The organism is Pseudomonas sp. Pseusp15 (assembly GCF_059492165.1).
The window spans coordinates 5,209,418-5,232,777 of sequence record NZ_CP168523.1 but is presented as its reverse complement, the minus strand read 5'-3'; the positions used below and the strand labels follow the sequence as shown (position 1 = coordinate 5,232,777).

Here is a 23,360-nt window from a genome sequence, read left to right as displayed (position 1 = left end):
GTCTGAATCCCTGCTTAGGCGTTTTTGCGGATGACTTGGCCGTCGCGGCACATCAGGCACGCGGCGACGATGTCGTCTTCTAGGTTCACTTCGAACTGGCCTTCCTTGTTGAAGACCAGCTTCAGGAAGTCCAGCAGGTTGCGTGCGTACAGCGCCGAAGCGTCTGCCGCCACCGCACCGGCCAGATTGGTCGGGCCGACAATGGTCACGCCATTCGAGACCACGACCTGGTCCGCCACGGTCAGCGGGCAGTTGCCGCCCTGCGCTGCGGCGAGGTCGACAACCACCGAGCCTGGCTTCATCTGCGCCACGGTTTCGGCGCTGAGCAGCGTCGGCGCCTTGCGACCCGGGATCAGTGCCGTGGTGATGACGATGTCAGCCTGCTTGGCGCGTTCGTGTACGGCCAGGGCCTGACGCTGCATCCAGCTGGCCGGCATGGGGCGTGCATAGCCGCCGACGCCGACGGCGCATTCGCGCTCTTCATCGGTTTCGTACGGCACGTCGACGAATTTCGCACCCAGGGATTCAATTTGCTCCTTCACCGCAGGACGCACATCGGACGCTTCGATCACGGCACCCAGACGTTTTGCCGTGGCAATCGCCTGCAAACCGGCCACACCGGCACCGAGAATCAGCACGCGCGCCGCTTTCACAGTGCCCGCGGCGGTCATCAACATCGGCATGAAGCGTGGGTAGTAGTGAGCGGCCAGCAGCACGGATTTATAGCCGGCGATGTTCGCTTGGGAGGACAGCACATCCAGGCTCTGGGCGCGGGAGGTGCGTGGCGCAGCTTCCAGCGCAAACGCGGTAATGCCGCATTCGGCCAGTTTGGCGATGGTTTCATTGCTGAACGGGTTGAGCATGCCGACCACTACGGTGCCGCTCTTGATCAGCGTCAGTTCGCTGTCGCTGGGGGCGACCACCTTGAGAATCAGCTCGGCACCAAACGCATCGTTGGCGCTGCCAATGGTTGCGCCTGCCGCTTCATAAGCACTGTCGACAACGCTGGCGTTAATGCCGGCGCCGCTTTGTACAGTGACCTTATGACCCTGGCCGATCAGCTTCTTGATGGTTTCCGGGGTTGCAGCAACCCGTGTTTCACCCGTCTGGGTTTCGAGAGGAACACCAATGTGCACGTCAAATCTCCTGCGTGATCTTATTGAGTAAACCCAGGCACTTCGGATGGTGCGGCTGGGGCGGCCGATCAGCACGACCCCACCAAATCAGGGCGGGGCGCGGCATTTTGCAGGCGAACTTTGTGCCCTTCAAGGGATTATGACGGGTGACGGAAAATTAACTACAAGTCACCCCGTGACCGAATGTCGCACCTTTCCGTTAAATCCCTTGCAGGCCGTGGCTTCTAAGGATTTTTGCCAAAATTCAAGAATTTACACATCCGCACGGTGAATAGGTTGTCATTGCCTGCCAATAGAGGCTCAAAGCCACGTACTCAAACGCTTGTGGGACGTTTGTGCTGTTTGTCGGTACAGTCTGTCAATATGCGCCAAATACTTATATCTGTAGTGCTTTTGTTTTGCTGACTACGCGGTCAGCTAATGGCTGTGAGCCTTTATCCTTCTAGGTTGTAGCTGTGTGCCTGATTCACCAGCCAATCGCGAAATGCCTTTAAAGAGGCTGATTCGACCTTTCGATCAGGAATCATCAGGTAGTAGGCCTTGATGCTCGATAGTGCTTGGGTATTGGCAATGACCAGGCGCTTCTCTGCCAATTCGCGCTGAATCAGGAATGGCGGAATCAGCGCGATCCCCATGTCATGCATCGCTGCCTGGGCGAGCATGGAGAATAGCTCGTAACGCGGCCCTGTCATGTCTCGCGGGATATTCAGGTTCTGGGAGTTGAACCATTGGCGCCAGGCATAAGGGCGAGTGGTCTGTTGCAGCAAGGGAAGCTCGGCGATTTCACCGGGGCTCAGGTTGGTTTTTTGGCCCAGCAGCGTGGGGCTGCACACCGGCATCGGGTTCTCGCCCATTAACCTGTGGGATTCGGTACCTGGCCAGTCCGCGTCGCCGAAATAAATGGCGGCATCGAAGTCGGTGTCGGCAAACAGGAAGGGGCGCGTACGGTTGGTGAGGTTGACCGTCACCTCCGGGTGTTTGTGCTGGAAATCCTTGAGTCGTGGCAGCAGCCACTGAGTGCCGAAGGTCGGAACCACCGCCAGTTCGATCGAGTTGGCGCCTTGCTGGCCCATCACTGACAAGGTGTCCCGTTCAACCGCGTCGAGTTGGGTGGCCACCCTGCGACTGTAGGAAAGCCCGGCTTCTGTCAGCTTCACTCCGCGCCGTGAACGCCGGAACAGCTCGACATTGAGGAACTCCTCGAGGCTGGCTATCTGTCGGCAAATCGCTCCCTGAGTGAGAGAAAGCTCCTGGGCAGCCTTGGTAAAGCTCTCGTGGCGCGCTGCCGCTTCAAAGCTGATCAGGGCTGTTGTGCTGGGGATCTTCCTGCGCATGTACGTCAACCTCACTAATGCATTGCATAAAGGCGATTTTGCAACGTTTCGAAGTGAGAAATTAGCACAACAGTATGCGAAAACCTCGTTTGCCGGGACGCCGAACCCGGCCTAGGATCAATCCACGTTATTTGACCCGATTCGAGAGGACTCACTCATGGGTGGTAAAGCTAGCTTCAACTGGATCGATCCCCTGTTGCTGGATCAACAGCTCACTGAAGAAGAACGCATGATTCGCGACACGGCCGAGCAGTTTGCTCAGCAGAAGCTCGCACCGCGTGTTCTCGAAGCTTTCCGTCATGAGAAGACTGACCCGGCGATCTTCCGTGAGATGGGTGAGGTGGGTCTGCTGGGTGCGACCATCCCTGAGCAATACGGTGGCAGCGGCCTGAACTATGTCAGCTACGGCCTGATTGCCCGTGAGGTCGAACGTGTCGACTCCGGCTATCGCTCGATGATGAGTGTGCAGTCTTCGCTGGTCATGGTTCCGATCAATGAATTCGGTACCGAAGCGCAGAAGCAGAAATACCTGCCGAAGCTGGCCACGGGTGAATGGATTGGTTGCTTCGGTCTGACCGAGCCCAACCACGGTTCCGACCCGGGCGCGATGATTACGCGTGCACGCAAAGTGGAAGGTGGCTACAGCCTCACCGGCAGCAAGATGTGGATCACCAACAGTCCGATCGCTGATGTATTCGTGGTTTGGGCTAAGGACGATGCGGGTGACATTCGTGGCTTTGTGCTGGAGAAGGGCTGGAAAGGTCTGAGCGCTCCGGCGATACACGGCAAGGTCGGCTTGCGAGCATCCATCACCGGCGAGATCGTCATGGACAACGTGTTTGTTCCTGAAGAGAACATTTTCCCGGATGTCCGTGGCTTGAAAGGCCCTTTTACCTGCCTTAACTCGGCGCGTTACGGTATTTCCTGGGGTGCACTGGGCGCTGCCGAGTTCTGCTGGCACACCGCTCGCCAGTACACCCTGGATCGTCAGCAATTTGGTCGTCCATTGGCGGCCACTCAGTTGATTCAGAAGAAGCTGGCCGACATGCAGACCGAAATCACTCTGGCGCTGCAAGGCTGCCTGCGTCTGGGGCGTATGAAAGATGAAGGTACTGCTGCGGTCGAGATCACTTCGATGATGAAGCGCAACTCCTGCGGCAAGTCCCTCGACATCGCCCGCATGGCGCGCGACATGCTGGGTGGCAACGGTATCTCCGATGAGTTCGGTGTGGCTCGCCACCTGGTCAACCTGGAAGTGGTGAACACCTATGAAGGTACGCATGACGTCCATGCGCTGATCCTCGGTCGCGCGCAGACCGGCCTCCAGGCGTTCTATTAATAGGAGAACGGCCATGGGCGCGCTTTCGCATCTACGGGTACTGGATTTGTCGCGGGTGCTCGCCGGGCCTTGGGCCGGGCAGATTCTTGCGGACCTTGGCGCTGACGTCATCAAGGTCGAGCGCCCGGGTAATGGCGATGACACGCGTGCCTGGGGGCCTCCGTTCCTTAAGGACGCTTATGGCGAGAACACCAGCGAGGCGGCTTATTACTTGTCCGCCAACCGCAACAAGCAATCGGTGACCATCGACTTCACGCGACCAGAGGGGCAGCGGCTGGTGCGTGAGTTGGCGGCGAAGTCGGATATCCTCATCGAGAACTTCAAGGTCGGTGGTCTTGCGGCATATGGGCTGGACTACGAGTCGCTAAAGGTGGCCAATCCGAAGCTGATCTATTGCTCGATCACCGGGTTCGGTCAGACCGGCCCGTATGCCAAGCGTGCGGGTTATGACTTCATGATCCAGGGCTTGGGCGGTCTGATGAGTTTGACCGGTCGCCCCGAAGGAGATGAAGGTGCAGGCCCGGTGAAAGTTGGCGTGGCGCTGACAGACATTCTGACTGGACTCTATTCAACGGTAGCGATCCTGGCTGCGCTGGCTCATCGGGATCATGGTGGCAGCGGTCAGCACATTGATATGGCATTGCTGGACGTTCAGGTGGCGTGTCTGGCGAACCAGGCGATGAACTACCTGACTACGGGCATTGCGCCTAAGCGCCTGGGCAACGCCCATCCGAATATCGTGCCTTATCAGGACTTCCCTACAGCCGATGGCGACTTCATCCTTACCGTGGGTAATGATGGGCAGTTCCGCAAATTTGCGGAGGTGGCCGGGCAGCCGCAGTGGGCGGATGATCCGCGTTTTGCGACCAATAAGTTAAGGGTGGCAAATCGGGCGGTGCTGATCCCGCTGATCCGCCAGGCGACCGTGTTCAAGACCACTGCTGAATGGGTGACGCAGTTGGAGCAGGCAGGCGTGCCGTGTGGGCCGATCAATGATTTGGCCCAGGTGTTTGCCGACCCTCAGGTTCAGGCTCGAGGGTTGGCTATTGAGCTGCCTCATGCTTTGGCCGGGATCGTACCTCAAGTTGCGAGCCCGATACGCCTGTCCGAGACGCCAGTGGAGTACCGTAGCGCACCTCCTTTATTGGGTGAGCACACACTGGAGGTTTTGCAGCGGGTATTGGGTCTGGATGCCGGTGCAGTCGCTGCTTTCAAAGAGGCGGGGGTGCTCTGAAGTCCTCTTCTATATAGAGGGAGTGGTTTTGCTCTCCTCTATAGAAGGAAAACGGGCGGTTTTCCGGCTTTCTGCAAGCTATTGATAGAAAAGCCAAATTAGAGGTTGACGGCAGATTCTGGACGTCTATAATTCGCCCCACTTCCGGCGCAGTCGAAACGGAAAACTCCTTGGTAAACAACGAGTTACGCAGTTTTTGACAGCGGTTATGCTTCAGTTCATCGAAGCCAGAAGGAGTTGGTAAGGCAGGGTATTGTCGCCTTATTGACGGTTCGATCTTCTCGGTCGAAAGCGGAGAAAAAGAGGTGTTGACAGCAGCGACTAACGCTGTAGAATTCGCCTCCCGCTAACGAGAGATCGGAAGCGCAAGTGGTTGAAGTTGCAAAGGAAACTTTGAAAACTTCTGAAAATAACCGCTTGACAGCAACAGAGGCTGCTGTAGAATGCGCGCCTCGGTTGAGACGAAAGCTCTTAACCAACCGCTCTTTAACAACTGAATCAAGCAATTCGTGTGGGTGCTTGTGGAGTCAGACTGATAGTCAACAAGATTATCAGCATCACAAGTTACTCCGCGAGAAATCAAAGATGTAACCAACGATTGCTGAGCCAAGTTTAGGGTTTCTTAAAAACCCAAAGATGTTTGAACTGAAGAGTTTGATCATGGCTCAGATTGAACGCTGGCGGCAGGCCTAACACATGCAAGTCGAGCGGCAGCACGGGTACTTGTACCTGGTGGCGAGCGGCGGACGGGTGAGTAATGCCTAGGAATCTGCCTGGTAGTGGGGGATAACGTTCGGAAACGAACGCTAATACCGCATACGTCCTACGGGAGAAAGCAGGGGACCTTCGGGCCTTGCGCTATCAGATGAGCCTAGGTCGGATTAGCTAGTTGGTGAGGTAATGGCTCACCAAGGCGACGATCCGTAACTGGTCTGAGAGGATGATCAGTCACACTGGAACTGAGACACGGTCCAGACTCCTACGGGAGGCAGCAGTGGGGAATATTGGACAATGGGCGAAAGCCTGATCCAGCCATGCCGCGTGTGTGAAGAAGGTCTTCGGATTGTAAAGCACTTTAAGTTGGGAGGAAGGGCAGTTACCTAATACGTAATTGTTTTGACGTTACCGACAGAATAAGCACCGGCTAACTCTGTGCCAGCAGCCGCGGTAATACAGAGGGTGCAAGCGTTAATCGGAATTACTGGGCGTAAAGCGCGCGTAGGTGGTTCGTTAAGTTGGATGTGAAATCCCCGGGCTCAACCTGGGAACTGCATTCAAAACTGTCGAGCTAGAGTATGGTAGAGGGTGGTGGAATTTCCTGTGTAGCGGTGAAATGCGTAGATATAGGAAGGAACACCAGTGGCGAAGGCGACCACCTGGACTGATACTGACACTGAGGTGCGAAAGCGTGGGGAGCAAACAGGATTAGATACCCTGGTAGTCCACGCCGTAAACGATGTCAACTAGCCGTTGGGAGCCTTGAGCTCTTAGTGGCGCAGCTAACGCATTAAGTTGACCGCCTGGGGAGTACGGCCGCAAGGTTAAAACTCAAATGAATTGACGGGGGCCCGCACAAGCGGTGGAGCATGTGGTTTAATTCGAAGCAACGCGAAGAACCTTACCAGGCCTTGACATCCAATGAACTTTCCAGAGATGGATTGGTGCCTTCGGGAACATTGAGACAGGTGCTGCATGGCTGTCGTCAGCTCGTGTCGTGAGATGTTGGGTTAAGTCCCGTAACGAGCGCAACCCTTGTCCTTAGTTACCAGCACGTAATGGTGGGCACTCTAAGGAGACTGCCGGTGACAAACCGGAGGAAGGTGGGGATGACGTCAAGTCATCATGGCCCTTACGGCCTGGGCTACACACGTGCTACAATGGTCGGTACAGAGGGTTGCCAAGCCGCGAGGTGGAGCTAATCCCATAAAACCGATCGTAGTCCGGATCGCAGTCTGCAACTCGACTGCGTGAAGTCGGAATCGCTAGTAATCGCGAATCAGAATGTCGCGGTGAATACGTTCCCGGGCCTTGTACACACCGCCCGTCACACCATGGGAGTGGGTTGCACCAGAAGTAGCTAGTCTAACCTTCGGGGGGACGGTTACCACGGTGTGATTCATGACTGGGGTGAAGTCGTAACAAGGTAGCCGTAGGGGAACCTGCGGCTGGATCACCTCCTTAATCGACGACATCAGCTGCTCCATAAGTTCCCACACGAATTGCTTGATTCATTGAAGAAGACGATAGGCTGACCATGTGAGGTGGCCTTGAATCGTTAAAGCTTAGAAATGAATATTCCGCTGTGAATATTGATTTCTAGTCTTTTGATTAGATCGTTCTTTAAAAATTTGGGTATGTGATAGAAAGATAGACTGAACGTTACTTTCACTGGTAACGGATCAGGCTAAGGTAAAATTTGTGAGTTGCTCTTAATTGAGCATGCGAATTTTCGGCGAATGTCGTCTTCACAGTATAACCAGATTGCTTGGGGTTATATGGTCAAGTGAAGAAGCGCATACGGTGGATGCCTTGGCAGTCAGAGGCGATGAAAGACGTGGTAGCCTGCGAAAAGCTTCGGGGAGTCGGCAAACAGACTTTGATCCGGAGATGTCTGAATGGGGGAACCCAGCCATCATAAGATGGTTATCTTGTACTGAATACATAGGTGCAAGAGGCGAACCAGGGGAACTGAAACATCTAAGTACCCTGAGGAAAAGAAATCAACCGAGATTCCCTTAGTAGTGGCGAGCGAACGGGGACTAGCCCTTAAGTTGATTTGAGATTAGCGGAACGCTCTGGAAAGTGCGGCCATAGTGGGTGATAGCCCTGTACGCGAAAATCTCTTGTCAATGAAATCGAGTAGGACGGAGCACGAGAAACTTTGTCTGAATATGGGGGGACCATCCTCCAAGGCTAAATACTACTGACTGACCGATAGTGAACTAGTACCGTGAGGGAAAGGCGAAAAGAACCCCGGAGAGGGGAGTGAAATAGATCCTGAAACCGTATGCGTACAAGCAGTGGGAGCCCACTTTGTTGGGTGACTGCGTACCTTTTGTATAATGGGTCAGCGACTTATTTTCAGTGGCGAGCTTAACCGAATAGGGGAGGCGTAGCGAAAGCGAGTCTTAATAGGGCGTCTAGTCGCTGGGAATAGACCCGAAACCGGGCGATCTATCCATGGGCAGGTTGAAGGTTAGGTAACACTGACTGGAGGACCGAACCGACTACCGTTGAAAAGTTAGCGGATGACCTGTGGATCGGAGTGAAAGGCTAATCAAGCTCGGAGATAGCTGGTTCTCCTCGAAAGCTATTTAGGTAGCGCCTCATGTATCACTGTAGGGGGTAGAGCACTGTTTCGGCTAGGGGGTCATCCCGACTTACCAAACCGATGCAAACTCCGAATACCTACAAGTGCCGAGCATGGGAGACACACGGCGGGTGCTAACGTCCGTCGTGAAAAGGGAAACAACCCAGACCGTCAGCTAAGGTCCCAAAGTTATGGTTAAGTGGGAAACGATGTGGGAAGGCTTAGACAGCTAGGAGGTTGGCTTAGAAGCAGCCACCCTTTAAAGAAAGCGTAATAGCTCACTAGTCGAGTCGGCCTGCGCGGAAGATGTAACGGGGCTCAAACCATACACCGAAGCTACGGGTATCACTTAGGTGATGCGGTAGAGGAGCGTTCTGTAAGCCTGTGAAGGTGAGTTGAGAAGCTTGCTGGAGGTATCAGAAGTGCGAATGCTGACATGAGTAACGACAATGGGTGTGAAAAACACCCACGCCGAAAGACCAAGGTTTCCTGCGCAACGTTAATCGACGCAGGGTTAGTCGGTCCCTAAGGCGAGGCTGAAAAGCGTAGTCGATGGAAAACAGGTTAATATTCCTGTACTTCTGGTTATTGCGATGGAGGGACGGAGAAGGCTAGGCCAGCTTGGCGTTGGTTGTCCAAGTTTAAGGTGGTAGGCTGGAATCTTAGGTAAATCCGGGATTCTAAGGCCGAGAGCTGATGACGAGTGTTCTTTTAGAACACGAAGTGGTTGATGCCATGCTTCCAAGAAAAGCTTCTAAGCTTCAGGTAACCAGGAACCGTACCCCAAACCGACACAGGTGGTTGGGTAGAGAATACCAAGGCGCTTGAGAGAACTCGGGTGAAGGAACTAGGCAAAATGGCACCGTAACTTCGGGAGAAGGTGCGCCGGTGAGGGTGAAGCATTTACTGCGTAAGCCCACGCCGGTCGAAGATACCAGGCCGCTGCGACTGTTTATTAAAAACACAGCACTCTGCAAACACGAAAGTGGACGTATAGGGTGTGACGCCTGCCCGGTGCCGGAAGGTTAATTGATGGGGTTAGCTAACGCGAAGCTCTTGATCGAAGCCCCGGTAAACGGCGGCCGTAACTATAACGGTCCTAAGGTAGCGAAATTCCTTGTCGGGTAAGTTCCGACCTGCACGAATGGCGTAACGATGGCGGCGCTGTCTCCACCCGAGACTCAGTGAAATTGAAATCGCTGTGAAGATGCAGTGTATCCGCGGCTAGACGGAAAGACCCCGTGAACCTTTACTATAGCTTTGCACTGGACTTTGAATTTGCTTGTGTAGGATAGGTGGGAGGCTTTGAAGCGTGGACGCCAGTTCGCGTGGAGCCATCCTTGAAATACCACCCTGGCAACTTTGAGGTTCTAACTCAGGTCCGTTATCCGGATCGAGGACAGTGTATGGTGGGTAGTTTGACTGGGGCGGTCTCCTCCTAAAGAGTAACGGAGGAGTACGAAGGTGCGCTCAGACCGGTCGGAAATCGGTCGTAGAGTATAAAGGCAAAAGCGCGCTTGACTGCGAGACAGACACGTCGAGCAGGTACGAAAGTAGGTCTTAGTGATCCGGTGGTTCTGTATGGAAGGGCCATCGCTCAACGGATAAAAGGTACTCCGGGGATAACAGGCTGATACCGCCCAAGAGTTCATATCGACGGCGGTGTTTGGCACCTCGATGTCGGCTCATCACATCCTGGGGCTGAAGCCGGTCCCAAGGGTATGGCTGTTCGCCATTTAAAGTGGTACGCGAGCTGGGTTTAGAACGTCGTGAGACAGTTCGGTCCCTATCTGCCGTGGACGTTTGAGATTTGAGAGGGGCTGCTCCTAGTACGAGAGGACCGGAGTGGACGAACCTCTGGTGTTCCGGTTGTCACGCCAGTGGCATTGCCGGGTAGCTATGTTCGGAATAGATAACCGCTGAAAGCATCTAAGCGGGAAACTAGCCTCAAGATGAGATCTCACTGGGACCTTGAGTCCCCTGAAGGGCCGTCGAAGACTACGACGTTGATAGGTTGGGTGTGTAAGCGCTGTGAGGCGTTGAGCTAACCAATACTAATTGCCCGTGAGGCTTGACCATATAACACCCAAGCAATTTGTATGCTTCGAGCTGAAAAGCGAAAGGGCACCAGATTGCGGTGTGTGAAGACGCAATGAACCGAAAGTTCGCAAGCATTCACAAAAACCGCACAAACTATCGCATACCCAATTTGCTGAAGCGTCGAAAGACGGTTCGGTACCCGAATTTCTTGACGACCATAGAGCATTGGAACCACCTGATCCCATCCCGAACTCAGAAGTGAAACGATGCATCGCCGATGGTAGTGTGGGGTTTCCCCATGTGAGAGTAGGTCATCGTCAAGATTAAATTCCGAAACCCCTATCTGCGTATGCAGGTAGGGGTTTTGTTTTAGTAGAAGTCACCAATTTTGCTGGCACGTTACCGCTGTAACGGGCTGGTCACAGAATTTCTTGACGACCATAGAGCATTGGAACCACCTGATCCCATCCCGAACTCAGAAGTGAAACGATGCATCGCCGATGGTAGTGTGGGGTTTCCCCATGTGAGAGTAGGTCATCGTCAAGATTAAATTCCGAAACCCCTGTCTGCTTATGCAGACAGGGGTTTTGTCTTTCTGGGCTTATAGAAGTCTAAGTCTGAAGCGGGTCAAATCCAGGTCTGCGTGTCTCGCTACTCCTTCGAGCCAGTAGCATCAGATATAGACCCCCCCTCATCGTTACACCACAGCCAAAACACCCAACACCGCGATCATGACGTGCGGTAAGCCCAATAATCCGTCCCTTCTAGCACGCCGTTCGGCGGTTATCTGGCGAGTTTTGTACAAATCCTTAAGTTTTCTCCCGCTCGTGCCGAAAGACTGGTGAGACATGCGTGCACCAAAGTAGAGCGGCTTCAGAATGCCGTCTGCGCTGTTACATGGAATGTTGCAACCCGGAACGCATCCCCACTTTTGGCATAAGAAGTCCCATGAAATGAATCTCAAGTTCAGCCATAAAATCCTGCTGGCCGCTTCAGGCGTCGTGGTGTTGGCGTTTGCGTTGTTCACTTTGTACAACGACTATCTGCAACGAAACACCATTCGGCAGAACATCGAGTCCTCCGTTGAGCAAGCAGGCGACCTGACTGCCAGCAGCGTGCAGAACTGGATGAGCGGCCGCGTGCTGGTCCTGGAAAACCTCGCGCAGAACGTCGCCCATCAGGGTGCCAATGCTGACTTGCCAGGGCTGGTCGATCAACCGGCCCTCACCTCGAACTTCCAGTTCACCTACGTCGGGCAGGCCAATGGCATGTTCACCCAGCGCCCCGACGCGAAGATGCCAGACGGCTACGATCCGCGTCAGCGCCCCTGGTACAAACAAGCCGTGGTCGCCGACAAGACCATGCTGACCCCGCCTTATATGGCGGCGGTCGGCGGGCTGGTGGTGACCGTTGCCATACCGGTGAAAAAGAACAGCGAACTGCTGGGCGTGGTCGGCGGTGACCTGAGCCTGGAAACCCTGGTGAAAATCATCAACTCGGTGGACTTCGGTGGTATCGGTCACGCATTCCTGGTCAGTGCCGACGGTCAGGTGATCGTCAGTCCGGACAAAGACCAAGTGATGAAGAACCTGAAAGACATCTATCCGGGTTCCAGTGTTCGCATCGAGAAAGGCATCCAGGAAGTCGTACTGAACAAGCAGGACCGCATCCTCTCGTTCACACCGGTGAGCGGTTTGCCGAATGCCGAGTGGTACGTTGGTCTATCGATCGACAAGGCCAAGGCCTATGCACCACTGAGCCAGTTCCGCACCTCGGCGCTGATCGCGATGTTCATCGCTGTGACGGCCATTGCCGTGCTGCTGAGCTTGCTGATCAACGTGCTGATGCGTCCGCTGACCACGATGGGCCGTGCGATGCAGGACATCGCTCAGGGCGAGGGCGACCTGACCCGTCGTCTGGTCGTAGAAAGCAAAGACGAGTTCGGCGAGTTGGGTGGTTCCTTCAACCAGTTCGTGGAGCGGATTCACGCATCGATTTGCGAAGTGTCCTCGGCGACCCGCCAGGTTCATGATCTGTCGCAACGGGTGATGGCATCGTCCAACGCTTCTATCATCGGCTCCGACGAACAAAGCGCCCGCACCAACAGCGTGGCCGCGGCGATCAACCAATTGGGCGCCGCCACCCAGGAAATCGCCCGCAATGCCGCTGATGCTTCGCAACACGCCAGCGGCGCGAGCGAGCAGGCCGATGACGGCCGTCAGGTGGTGGAACAAACCATCCAGGCCATGACCGAGCTGTCGCAGAAAATCAGCCTGTCCTGCACGCAGATCGAAACCCTGAACGCGAGCACCGACAACATCGGCCACATTCTGGATGTGATCAAAGGCATCTCCCAGCAGACCAATTTGTTGGCGCTCAACGCGGCCATCGAAGCGGCCCGTGCCGGTGAGGCCGGTCGTGGTTTTGCGGTAGTGGCGGATGAGGTGCGCAACCTGGCTCATCGCACCCAGGAGTCGGCGGAAGAGATCCACAAGATGATCAGCTCGCTGCAGATCGGTTCTCGCGAGGCGGTGACTACGATGAACGCCAGTCAGGTGTCCAGCGAGCAGAGCGTCGAAGTAGCGAACCAGGCCGGCCTGCGACTGGTCAGCGTGACCCAACGCATCGGCGAAATCGACGGCATGAACCAATCGGTGGCCGCGGCGACCGAAGAGCAGACGGCCGTGGTCGAAACCCTCAACGTCGACGTCAACCAGATCAACCTGCTGAACCAGCAGAGCGTGGCCAACCTCAATGAAACATTGAAGGATTGTGATGCGCTGTCCCAGCAGGCCAATCGTTTGAAGCAACTGGTTGATAGCTTCAAGATCTGATTGAGGTCAGTAGGATCGCGTTATCGTTCTTCGCGTGAAAGCCTCGCTCCTACAAGAGCTAACCTGTAGAAGCGAGGCTTGCCTGCGATAGCGGTAGATCAGTCACCGCTGAACCGAAGTGCTACACAAACAGCTTCACCACATTCCCCATCGCATCATCGGCAAACCCCTGAACGAACTGCTTGAACCCTGGCAGGGCCTCGGCGCCGCCCTGGGCCGGCTCGGCAATGATCGTCCAGGTCGCCCGCGAGTTGTCTGTACCCAGGGATTCCACACTCATCGCTGCCCACAAATTGGCCACGCCCAAGGTGTTGTAGATCGTGGTCCAGGTCATGTTCAGCGCCTGGTCGTTGCGGGAGTTGAGCTGCTCGACCACCAGGTTGCCGTCCTTAAAGAACTTCTTGCGCAGCGACGACACACCTTCGCCGGTCATCTCGATGTGCGACAGCGCCGGAATGAATCGGTCGAAGCCGGCAAAATTGCCGACCACTGTCCAGACTCGCGCCGCGTCGGCCGGTACTTCCACCGAAGACACAACGTGGCAGCCTTGAGGGTTTTTGATCAGGGTATCGGGTTGCAGAGTATTCATGTTTTTTGCTCCGTGCGGGGTTAGGGTGAATCAGATGAAGTTGATTTCTTTGAGGTAGTCGCAGCCGCGTCGCAGCAGCGCCGGGGATTTTTCCGGGTAGTGCGCGCCCATCTGCCGTACACCGGCCTGGGCGTTGTCGTGGCCAATCATCGAGATGTCGCCGATGTCTTCCTCGAAGCCGTTGAGGTAGAAACCCAGCACGCCAAACAGCGCGTTATCACTGTCGACCCGGCCCAATTGCTGCTGCCAGTCGGCGACGCTGACCATCGAGAACTCCCGACCGGCTTCGCGAAAGGAAGCCACGTAGGTGTCCCAGCTCAGGGGTTCGGGGTTGTGCAGGTTGAACACCGCTTTTTCGGCCTGGTAACGGCTGGCATGGAAGGCGATGAAACGGGCGAGAAAATCCACCGGCATCAAGTCGAAATTCAGTGCGAACTCCGGTACCTGACCGAGCTGGATCGAGCCCTTGAGCATCAGCATCAGGCGATTCTTGTGGGGCTGGCAGACGCCGGTGAGGCTGTTGAAACTGATGTTGCCGGGGCGATAAAGATTGACCTTAACCCCACGTTCCCGCGCCCTTTCGAGGATCCGCTCGCCGACCCATTTGGACAGGTTGTAGCCGTTCTTGATGTAGATCGGCGGTGTCTGCGCGGCGGGCAACTCCAGCACCCGGCCATCGTCGGAAATCGTGCTGGACGCCGAGAGCGTCGAGACGAAGTTGAAGATCTTCTTGCTGCGTCCTTCACACAGGCGCAGACACTCGAAAATCGGTTCGACGTTATCCCGCGCCAACGACTCGTAATCGAGGACGTGATTGACGTTGGCGGCGTTGTGCACCAGTGCGCCGAACTCTCGATCCAGCCGTTCGTAAACCGCTTCGCTGAGCCCCAGTTGCGGGCGAGTGATGTCTGCCGCGTAAACCTGCACCCGGCTCAGGTCCAGATGCTCCAGGCGGTTTTCCCGCAACGCATCCGCAAAGCGTTGCGCCGCCGATTGCCCACCGCCATCGCGCACCAGGCACGCCACTTCGCTGGCGCCCCAGGCCAGCAGCGCTTCGACGATATGCACACCGACAAAGCTGTTGGCCCCGGTGACGATCACCTTGTGCACATCGCCCATTCGGCTGATCGGCAGCGGCTCGATGTCCAGTTCACGGAAGGCATCGGCCAGGGCTTTTTCACTCAACACTTCCTCGGTCCCGGAGCCGCGCACCAACGTCGCCAGCTTCGCAATCGTCGGTAGTTCGATGAAGCGGTTGATCGAGATACTGCGGCCGAACTCCTCACGCAAACGCAGGAGCATGCGCGACAGCAGGATCGAGTGCCCACCGAGGTTGAAGAAGCTTTCGTCGGTGGAAATGTCGCTGGCGGGTAGCTCCAGCAGCTCAGCCCAGATTTCCAACAACAGCGCTTCATCGGCGCTGGCGGGCAAACACCGTGGGCTGTTTTCGGTCACGTTGACGGGCAATTCCAGCAGCGCTTTGCGGTCGACCTTGCCGTTGCTGGCGAACGGCATGCTCGCCAGTTCAGTCCAGGCGATCGGCTGCATGTAGTCCGGCAGAAACTGCATCGCATGGGCTTTCAAGGCTTCGCGAGCGGCACCGGGTTGCGCTTCCTGGGGTTGCGCGAGAAAGGCCAGAATCCGTCGATGACAATCGATGACCACTGCCACCTGACGGTATAGCTGGCTGTCGCGCAGGCAGCGTTCGATCTCTTCCGGCTCGACCCGAAAGCCGCGAATCTTCACCTGATTGTCTCGCCGTCCGCACAGCTCGATACCGTCGGCGGTCCACTTGGCCATGTCGCCGGAGCGGTAGGCGCGCAGGCTCTGGCCGTTCGGCAGGTGCAGGTTCAGATAGCGTTCGGCAGTCTGCTGCGGATTGTTCAGGTAACCCAGGCACACCCCCGGGCCGACGATGTACAACTCACCGACGGTTTGCTCGGTCACCGGTTGCAAATCCTCATCAAGGATCAGCACCTGACTGTTGGCAATCGGTGCACCGAGGGTCCGGTTGCTGTCGCCGGTACGCAGTTGCCGCGCGGTGATCAGCACCGTGGCTTCGGTCGGGCCATAGAGGTTGTAGAGATTGCCTTGGCGGGTCAGTTGCTGGACTACGTAGGGTTCGCAGACATCGCCGCCGGTCATCACATGATCGAGGACCTGCAACTGATCCAGCGGCAGGATGCTCAGCAAGGCTGGCGGCAAAAAGGCATGGCTGAGTTGTTGGTGGCGGATCAGCTCGACCAGTTGCAGCGGGTCGCGACGTTGGTCCTCGTTGGGCACGATCAGCTCTGCACCCTGCAGCAGGGTCGGGAAGATATCGATCAATGACGAGTCGAAACTCAACGATGAAAACTGCAACGCCCGGCTCTGTTCGGTCAGCTGCACGTAGTCGGCGTACCACGCGGTGAAGTGCGCGAGGTTGGCCTGGCTGAGCAGCACGCCTTTGGGGTGACCTGTGGTGCCCGAGGTGTAGAGCGCCATGCATGGCGCGTCGAGATCGGGGCGTTGGCGCATCAAGGGTTGATCGAGGTTCACATCGCCGCTGTCGATACGGCTGATGTCCAGCCCCGGCATCGTCTCGCTGAGTGGATGCTCTCCGTCATGCAGCAACAACACCGCTCCAGCGTTTTCCAGAATGTACTGCTGACGTTGCAGCGGGTGGCTCGGCTCCAGCGGCAGGTACACCGCACCGCTGCCGAGGATCGCCAGAATCCCCGCATACAACGCACTGCATTTTGGCAGGCAAACTCCGACCACCAGAGGCCCTTGATGCTGATCGAGCAACGGTTGCAATCGCTGTTGGATGGCGCGGCTGTGGGCGTGCAGTTCTCGATAGGTCAGCGACGTGCCGGCGATGTTCAGCGCCGCACGCTCGGCAGACTGAATAAAGCGCTGTTCAAGCCGCTCGATCATCGGGATCTGCCCAAGTTGCAGAAGTCGTGGTTCTGCCGTGTTGTTGAGACGGTGGACGAAGGCCAGGTGCTCTAAAAACAGCAGGTTTTCCACCTGTTCGAAGTGCGCGGAAATCGTCGGCTCGGCCTGCAGGAAATAGTCGGCATCCCGGGAGAAGCGGCTGACCAGCAGCGCCACATGATCGACCAGCTCGGCCACCGCTCGCAGGCGCAATGCCTGGCCGTTGCCGGACAACTCTTCGGCGACCGGCACGCGACTCAACGGCGTCGAGTTGTACGTGCACAGCAGGTCCAGCGGTGGCAGCCCGCTAGTTCCCGGCACCCCGACACCCACTTGCAGCATCAGGTGCGGCGCATTGCCGAAGTCCCGAAATGGCAGGCTCGCATCGTCGATCAGCAAATCAAATAGGCCTGGCGGTGGTTCTTCCACATTCGCAAGTCGCGCCAGTGAATGACCGTGTTGTTCGAGCTCCAGCGCCAGTTCGGTCAGGGCCTGGCTTTGCCCGATGAGCAAAATATCGAGACGTCTCATGATGTTCTCCTCGTTAAACCAGGTAGTCGCTCAGGGCGCTTTGCACGCACGGTGAATCGAGCAGCGAACTGCTGCGGAAAAACCGCACGATGTTGGCGACCAGCGGGTGATGGCGATTGATCGGGAAGGCCAGCCCCGACATTTCGCTCTTGAGGGCCTGACGTGCTGCGTCGCTGATCTGCAAGGCGTCGATCAGGCGGAAGTCGAAGGACTTCTGGATGTCGTTGGTCAGGTAATGGCCGATGAACACCGGCAGGATGTGCGCGATGCACTGGCGATCGTCTTCGCTTGCGGTGTGCCAGTAGATGCGCACCAACCGCGACCAGAACCCGGAATGACGGCCCTCGTCCAGCAAGTGGTCGGCCATCAGGCCTTTGATCGATTGCTTGACCGTGTCGTCCTTGGCGAACGCCGCCACATCGCCGGTCACGGTGTTCTCGGCGATGGCCACGCAGATCAGTTCCACGGCACTGCGCAGGTGCTCCGGTGCGAGGGCCACGGCCGCCGGGATGGCACGGCTCAGTTCGATTTCATCCGGCAGTTCGATGGGGGTGATGCCGGTCATGGCGACGGTCTGCTGCATGAAGTCCATGGCCACCAGGGCGTGGTAATCCTCGTCCACCACCACGGTCATGGCGTCGTAGCGACAGGCGAACGGGAACGCCACGCTGAAGCGGTTTTTAGCGATGCTGCGGGCGGTCTTGTCGACGATCTCGGTTTCGAAAATCACCACGTCATTGATGAACTTGTAGAGCGTCTGTACCAGGGCGAAATCCCGTTGTTCCGGGCATTCGCGCAGGAAGGTTTCGCTCAGCACCAGCGGCTGGCGGCTCAGCGGATAGATCAGCTTGTCGTCGTTCTCCAGCACACGCCGGGGGCGGGTGCGAATGGTTGCGCGGCTTTCCCAGGCGTCGGCGAAGGATTGGTAGTCGGCGGCGTTCATGCGTTCACCTCGGCAACCGGTTCGCTCATGCTCAGGCGCAAGCCGTCCCACAGCGCGATGCGACTTTCCACGGCGGCGATGGCGCTGGCGTATACGTCTTCTTCGCGCTGCGGATCGCCATTGACCAGGCGTGCGAGGAGTTTTTCCGCCGCCGGGCCGTGGTCTTCGGAGTCGACTTCGATGTGCCGTTCCAGGTAGTAACGGAAGGTCGGCGCTTGTTCGATGCCAATGCCCCAGTCGTCGAGAATCCGCTGGAACATCTGCGGGATGACACTCTCGCGGCCGTGCAGAAACGCCGCCGCCACACTATGCCCCGGCGCATGCAACGCGGTGTGCAAGGTGTGGCGTACGAACTGTGCGGCCGCCGGGTCGACGTCCACGCTTTGCAAGGCCACGTCGTAGCTCACGCCTTCTTTTTGCAACGCCACGAAGCGTTCGACGGCGACCGTGCTTGCACCGACTTCGCGCATCGCATCCAGGTACAACTCGAAATGGCTGTAGTGACCTTGGGCGGGACGATCATCGGACTCTTCACCGAGCACGATCTCGTTGATCAGACGCGCGGCCTGCGGATCTCGTGGCGGTAGCCAGGGCAGCTGAACGCAGGTCAGTTCCTGTTGCAGGCGTTTGGTCAGCGACATGAAATCCCACACTGCGAACACATGGGTTTCCATGAAGCGTTGAAGCACCGATAACGAATGTATTTCAGAAAAGATCGGGTGCGCACTAAGTTCTGCTTTCTTCTGATTAAGACGATCTTTAGTCGGTTTCATGAGCGAGCCTATAAGTGATCTGGAATACCGTTGAGGGGGTGTTGATCAATAAGTAACGGTTGCTTGAAGTTTTCTATTGGCGAGCGGGTGCCTCAATTGAATTGATGCTTATTAGGGTTATGCAATCGCTGAGTAGTGCTTGGCCCCGGTGTTTGTGGGCGACGGAGAAAAACTAATGCATGAATAAAGTGTCGGGCAAGTGTTTTTTTAATTAATTGAAAGTTTAACTTTTTCGAGTGCGACAAGTTCCAATAAGACTTTTATATAAAGTTTTATTTGGGCGTAGTTGCTCCTTTCGGCGTATATAAGCCAAAATTCAAATAAAGAGTGAATGCCTCACTCGAAGCAACTTTCTACTTGGGTCATTGATGTGATCTGAGGGGGTGGAAGTTGGCTGGGAGCGACGCCGGTTCTTCCTTTCCCGTGACAAGACTCCTTCCGTTGGTTCTTGTGGTGCGGGTGACTGCTCCGGGGTGCGGTGCGTCGCCCGTCATTATTCGTTGGCAGCTCAAGAGTGAGCGTAATTCACGGCGCTCGCTATCACCCCTGCATGATCTGATAGGTGCAATTATCGGGCTCGTGGGTGACAGGGCTTTGGGAGTGGGCATGAAGTCGCTGCACACCGGCGCGGTGTGGGCGAAAGGGGGATTTGTAAGCAGATTTGTTCGTCGAGCAGTCCAGGGGCGGATCAACCAGAAATCGCGGCGAGCCGTTCAATGGCTCGCTCGGGGTTGTCACTGCGGTTTACTTCGAGGTTTTCCTGCGCTGCGCCTCAGGGCTTGCGAGGTAGTGCGTAATGACTTCGACACCCCGGTTGAGGTGGTTTTCGAGCAACATCACCGAGTGCTCGATATCCCGGTCCTCGGCGGCCCGCAACAGCGCTCGGTGATCCTCCTGGGACAGTTTGCCCAGGCCCATGGCTTCCAGGTTGAATCGCAGGAAGCGTTCCTCTTCGTTCAACCCGTCTTCGACCAGCTTCAGCAGCCGCTGGTTGGGGGCTTTGTTGTAAAGCGCCATGTGGAACAGGCGATTGAGCCGGCCGATCTCGGTGTAGTCGTGTTCCGTTTCCAACTCGTCGATGTAGTGTGCAGCCTGTTTGAAATCGGCGTCTTCAAGCAGGGGGATCGACCGACGCAAGGCTTCGGACTCCAGCAGGATCCGCAACTCATACGTCTCTGCCGCATCGCCCTGAACCAACGGTGCGACCACCGCGCCTTTATGGGCGATCACGTTGAGCAGCGCTTGCGCTTCAAGCTGGCGCAAGGCTTCGCGCACCGGCATGCGGCTAACGCCGAACAGGTCGGCGAGGTCTTGCTGACGCAGGGCGGTGCCGCAAGGAATGCGACCGTCGAGAATGGCCGCGCGCAGGGTTTCTTCGATCACCGAGCGTGCCAGATGAGCGGGAATCGGCCCGTTGACCTTGATGCTGCTGAGAGGGTTGGGCTTCTGTGTCACGACAAACGCACCCTGATTGGCTGAAGTATTTGGATCCAAATGGACACTAGTGACTGCCTGACGGGTTGTCAAACGGTCAAAAGGCGCAGTCTTCGGCAGCTCCTGCAGACTTCGCCACAGGAGTTGCCGAAGGCTGCGATCTTTTTATTGCACCCGTAATGCAAAGTTTAGCGTGTTGGCGGTGATCTCACCGTGCCATTGTCTTTTAGCAGACTAACCTTCACCATCAAGCCAGATTTCCATCTGCCTGATCTGGATGCCTCGCATTGGCGGTACGTTTCGCGATCCCTCGGACTTTGCGCTGGCTAGGCTGCGCACTGCTGCTGGCCGGCGTCATGCTGGGCGGGCTGCATGCCGACTGGGATTTTTCGCTGATCAGCCGTCGTGCGCAGGCATTGTACGGGCCTTTGGGTGAAGGGCGGCAGCGCATTGATGCCTGGCAGCAGTTGCTGGCCACGCAAAAACAAGTCGGCGAGCTGGAGCAGCTCAACGTGGTCAACCAGTTCTTCAACAGGCAGATGCGCTACGAAGAAGACATCGACCTGTGGCACGAGGTCGATTATTGGGAAACTCCCATCGAAGCCTTGTGGAAGGGCGCCGGCGATTGCGAAGACTACGCTATCGCCAAGTATTTCAGTCTGCGTCATCTTGGTGTCTCCAGTGACAAGCTGCGCATTACCTACGTCAAGGCTTTGCGCCTGAACCGCGCGCACATGGTGCTGACCTACTACGCGAGCCCCGAGGCCATGCCTTTGGTGCTCGACAGCCTGATCGATGCAATCAAGCCCGCCAACCAGCGAACCGATTTGCTGCCGGTCTACTCTTTCAATGCCGAAGGGTTGTGGCTGCCGGGTGCCAAGGGCAACAAGAAGGTCGGAGACACCAAACGCCTGTCTCGCTGGCAGGACGTGTTGAAGAAAATGCAGGCCGAAGGTTTCCCGGTCGAGACGATTAACTAGGAGCACGCGCTCAGATGTCTTTGTTCAAACAGCTGTTGATCGCTATTTGTCTGTTCCTGGTGGTCGCCTTCACCGGCAGCTTCATGGTCAGTCTGGAAAGCTCTCGCACCCAGTACGTCAACCAGTTGCGTTCTCACGCCCAGGACGCCGCGACGGCATTGGCGCTGTCCCTGACGCCGAACATCGACGACCCGGCGATGGTCGAGTTGCTGGTCAGCTCGATCTTCGACAGCGGTTACTACGCGAGCATCCGCGTGGTCGATCTGGCCAATGACAAGACGATTGTCGAGCGCAGCGGCATCCCCGCGGTCACCAACGTGCCCGACTGGTTCGTCAAACTGATCGGCCTGGAACCGGCCGGTGGCGATGCGATTGTCAGCCGTGGCTGGGAGCAGGCCGCGCGGGTCGAGGTGGTCAGCCATCCGATGTTCGCGTTGGCCAAGCTGTGGCAGAGCGCGTTGGGCAGCCTCGGCTGGTTGCTGCTCTGCGGCGCGGTGAGTGCGGTGCTGGGCGCGTTGTTGCTGCGTCGGCAACTGAAGCCGCTGGACTACATGGTCAAGCAATCCCATGCCATTGCTCGCCGGGAATTCTTAAGCCTGCCAGAACTGCCGCGCACCCCGGAACTGCGCCGGGTGGTGCAGGCCATGAACCAGATGGTCGAGAAGCTCAAGGCGCTGTTCCAGGAGCAGGCCGAACGCAGTGAAAAGCTGCGGGCCGAGTCCTATCAGGACAACCTGACCGGCCTGGCCAACCGGCGCTATTTCGAAATGCAATTGAACGCGCGTTTGAACAACTCGGAGCAGGCCAGCTCCGGTTATTTGCTGCTGTTGCGGGTGAAGGATCTGGCCGGTTTGAACCAGCGGCTGGGCGGTCAGCGTACCGATGAATTGTTGAAAGCGGTCGGCGAGCAGTTGTCCCGCGAGTGTGCCAAGTACCCGGAAACCCAGAACCTCGTGACGCGTATTCGTGGCGGGGAATTCGCCGTGCTGGCACCGGGGCTGGTGCGTGAAGAAGCGCTGCAACTGGCGAGTAATCTCGAAAGTGCCTTGGGGAGCCTGCATGCGACGGGCGCCACGGACGTGGCTTCGGTGGCTTCAATCGGGTTGGCGCCGTTTGCCCATGGCGACTCGCCGCAAGCGGTGATCGGGTTGGCGGATCAGGCACTGGCCCAGGCAGAAAGCCAGGGTGAACCGAGCTGGGCATGCCTCGATCAGGGCGCGCCGGCGCGGGTTGGCGACGATCACCACGCCTGGCACACCCTGCTGGATCAGGCGTTGGACCAGCAGCGTTTCGAGCTGTATTTCCAGCCGGTGGTGGCCAGCCACGACACAGAGTTGGTGCTGCATTACAAAGTGCTGTCGCGCCTGCTCGACGAGCAGGACCAGACCATTCCCGCCGGGCGTTTCTTGCCATGGCTTGAGCGTTTCGGCTGGACCGCGCGACTGGACCGTTTGATGCTGGAGTTGGTGCTCGAGCAGATGGTCGACCATGAGGAGTCGCTGGCGCTGAACCTGTCTTCGGCGACACTGGCGGACCCGCAGGCGCTGAACGCAGTGTTCGATATCCTGCGTCAGCATTCGAATCTTGGCGAACGACTGACCCTGGAAATCGGCGAAGAGCAACTGCCCGAGCAGGCGGTACTGGAGCAGCTGACGCGGCGTTTGCGTGAGCTTGGGTTCTCGCTGAGTCTGCAGCGTTTTGGTGGGCGCTTCAGCATGATCGGCAACCTGGCGCGGCTGGGGCTGGCGTATCTGAAGATCGACGGCAGTTACATCCGCGCGATTGATCAGGAGAGCGACAAGCGTCTGTTCATCGAGGCGATTCAGCGAGCGGCGCACAGCATCGATTTGCCGTTGATTGCCGAGCGGGTCGAGACCGAAGGGGAGTTGTCGGTGATTCGCGAGATGGGGTTGTACGGGGTTCAGGGGCAGTTGTTTGGTGAGCCGAAGCCTTGGCAGTAGCCCGCT

General features: G+C 57.0%; 12 protein-coding genes and 4 rRNA genes. 9 read left to right on the top strand and 7 right to left on the bottom strand.

Annotated elements, in window-relative coordinates:
• Nucleotides 1-14: 14 nt before the first annotated feature.
• Nucleotides 15-1,136, bottom strand: a complete 1,122-nt coding sequence (locus ACEN8R_RS23525) for a Re/Si-specific NAD(P)(+) transhydrogenase subunit alpha (RefSeq protein ID WP_018927228.1) — start codon at nt 1,134-1,136, stop codon at nt 15-17.
• A gap of 434 nt (nt 1,137-1,570) precedes the next feature.
• Entirely contained in the window at nt 1,571-2,470 is a 900-nt protein-coding gene (locus ACEN8R_RS23520) for a LysR family transcriptional regulator (RefSeq protein WP_018927227.1), read from the bottom strand.
• Nucleotides 2,471-2,627: 157 nt separating this feature from the next.
• Here ACEN8R_RS23520 and ACEN8R_RS23515 point away from each other — a divergent pair, with 157 nt between their 5' ends.
• The 7 genes from ACEN8R_RS23515 (at nt 2,628) to ACEN8R_RS23485 (ending at nt 13,227) form a co-directional block, all read left to right on the top strand.
• The gene (locus ACEN8R_RS23515) at nt 2,628-3,809 is read left to right on the top strand and encodes an acyl-CoA dehydrogenase (protein WP_018927226.1); all 1,182 of its coding nucleotides are present in this window, start codon (nt 2,628-2,630) and stop codon (nt 3,807-3,809) included.
• A 13-nt stretch (nt 3,810-3,822) separates the two neighbouring features.
• Nucleotides 3,823-5,043: a CaiB/BaiF CoA transferase family protein gene (locus ACEN8R_RS23510; protein WP_018927225.1), complete on the top strand. Its 1,221-nt coding sequence runs from the start codon at nt 3,823-3,825 to the stop codon at nt 5,041-5,043.
• Nucleotides 5,044-5,685: 642 nt separating this feature from the next.
• Nucleotides 5,686-7,224, top strand: a 16S ribosomal RNA gene (locus ACEN8R_RS23505).
• Between the two features lie 316 nt (nt 7,225-7,540).
• Nucleotides 7,541-10,432 (top strand): 23S ribosomal RNA (locus tag ACEN8R_RS23500).
• 168 nt (nt 10,433-10,600) lie between these two features.
• Nucleotides 10,601-10,716, top strand: a 5S ribosomal RNA gene (gene rrf, locus ACEN8R_RS23495).
• Between the two features lie 107 nt (nt 10,717-10,823).
• Nucleotides 10,824-10,939: ribosomal RNA gene (gene rrf / locus ACEN8R_RS23490) — 5S ribosomal RNA — on the top strand.
• The 16S, 23S and 5S rRNA genes sit together here, the layout of an rRNA operon.
• 407 nt (nt 10,940-11,346) lie before the next feature.
• Nucleotides 11,347-13,227, top strand: a complete 1,881-nt coding sequence (locus tag ACEN8R_RS23485; protein WP_018930308.1) for a methyl-accepting chemotaxis protein — start codon at nt 11,347-11,349, stop codon at nt 13,225-13,227.
• A gap of 121 nt (nt 13,228-13,348) precedes the next feature.
• Here the strand turns inward: ACEN8R_RS23485 and ACEN8R_RS23480 are convergent, their stop codons facing one another.
• The 5 genes from ACEN8R_RS23480 to ACEN8R_RS23460 form a co-directional block, all read right to left on the bottom strand.
• A complete protein-coding gene (locus ACEN8R_RS23480; RefSeq protein ID WP_018930307.1) occupies nt 13,349-13,816 on the bottom strand; it encodes an SRPBCC family protein in 468 nt (155 codons plus the stop codon).
• Between the two features lie 30 nt (nt 13,817-13,846).
• Entirely contained in the window at nt 13,847-17,263 is a 3,417-nt protein-coding gene (locus ACEN8R_RS23475) for a non-ribosomal peptide synthetase (RefSeq protein ID WP_018930306.1), read from the bottom strand.
• A gap of 13 nt (nt 17,264-17,276) precedes the next feature.
• Nucleotides 17,277-18,206: a diiron oxygenase gene (locus tag ACEN8R_RS23470; protein WP_018930305.1), complete on the bottom strand. Its 930-nt coding sequence runs from the start codon at nt 18,204-18,206 to the stop codon at nt 17,277-17,279.
• Nucleotides 18,203-18,979: a DUF3050 domain-containing protein gene (locus ACEN8R_RS23465; RefSeq protein WP_019582916.1), complete on the bottom strand. Its 777-nt coding sequence runs from the start codon at nt 18,977-18,979 to the stop codon at nt 18,203-18,205. The genes ACEN8R_RS23470 and ACEN8R_RS23465 overlap by 4 nt, the downstream gene beginning before the upstream one ends.
• Nucleotides 18,980-19,723: 744 nt before the next feature.
• A complete protein-coding gene (locus ACEN8R_RS23460) occupies nt 19,724-20,434 on the bottom strand; it encodes a GntR family transcriptional regulator (protein WP_018930303.1) in 711 nt (236 codons plus the stop codon).
• 266 nt (nt 20,435-20,700) lie between these two features.
• On the opposite strand from ACEN8R_RS23460, the gene lapG reads away from it, so the two are divergent.
• Together lapG and lapD are read left to right on the top strand one after the other, a co-directional pair.
• Nucleotides 20,701-21,393 carry a cysteine protease LapG gene (gene lapG / locus ACEN8R_RS23455; RefSeq protein ID WP_018930302.1) on the top strand — a complete coding sequence of 231 codons (693 nt, stop codon included), beginning with the start codon at nt 20,701-20,703 and terminating at the stop codon, nt 21,391-21,393.
• A 14-nt stretch (nt 21,394-21,407) separates the two neighbouring features.
• A complete protein-coding gene (lapD, locus tag ACEN8R_RS23450; protein ID WP_018930301.1) occupies nt 21,408-23,354 on the top strand; it encodes a cyclic di-GMP receptor LapD in 1,947 nt (648 codons plus the stop codon).
• The last annotated feature ends 6 nt before the right edge of the window (nt 23,355-23,360 follow it).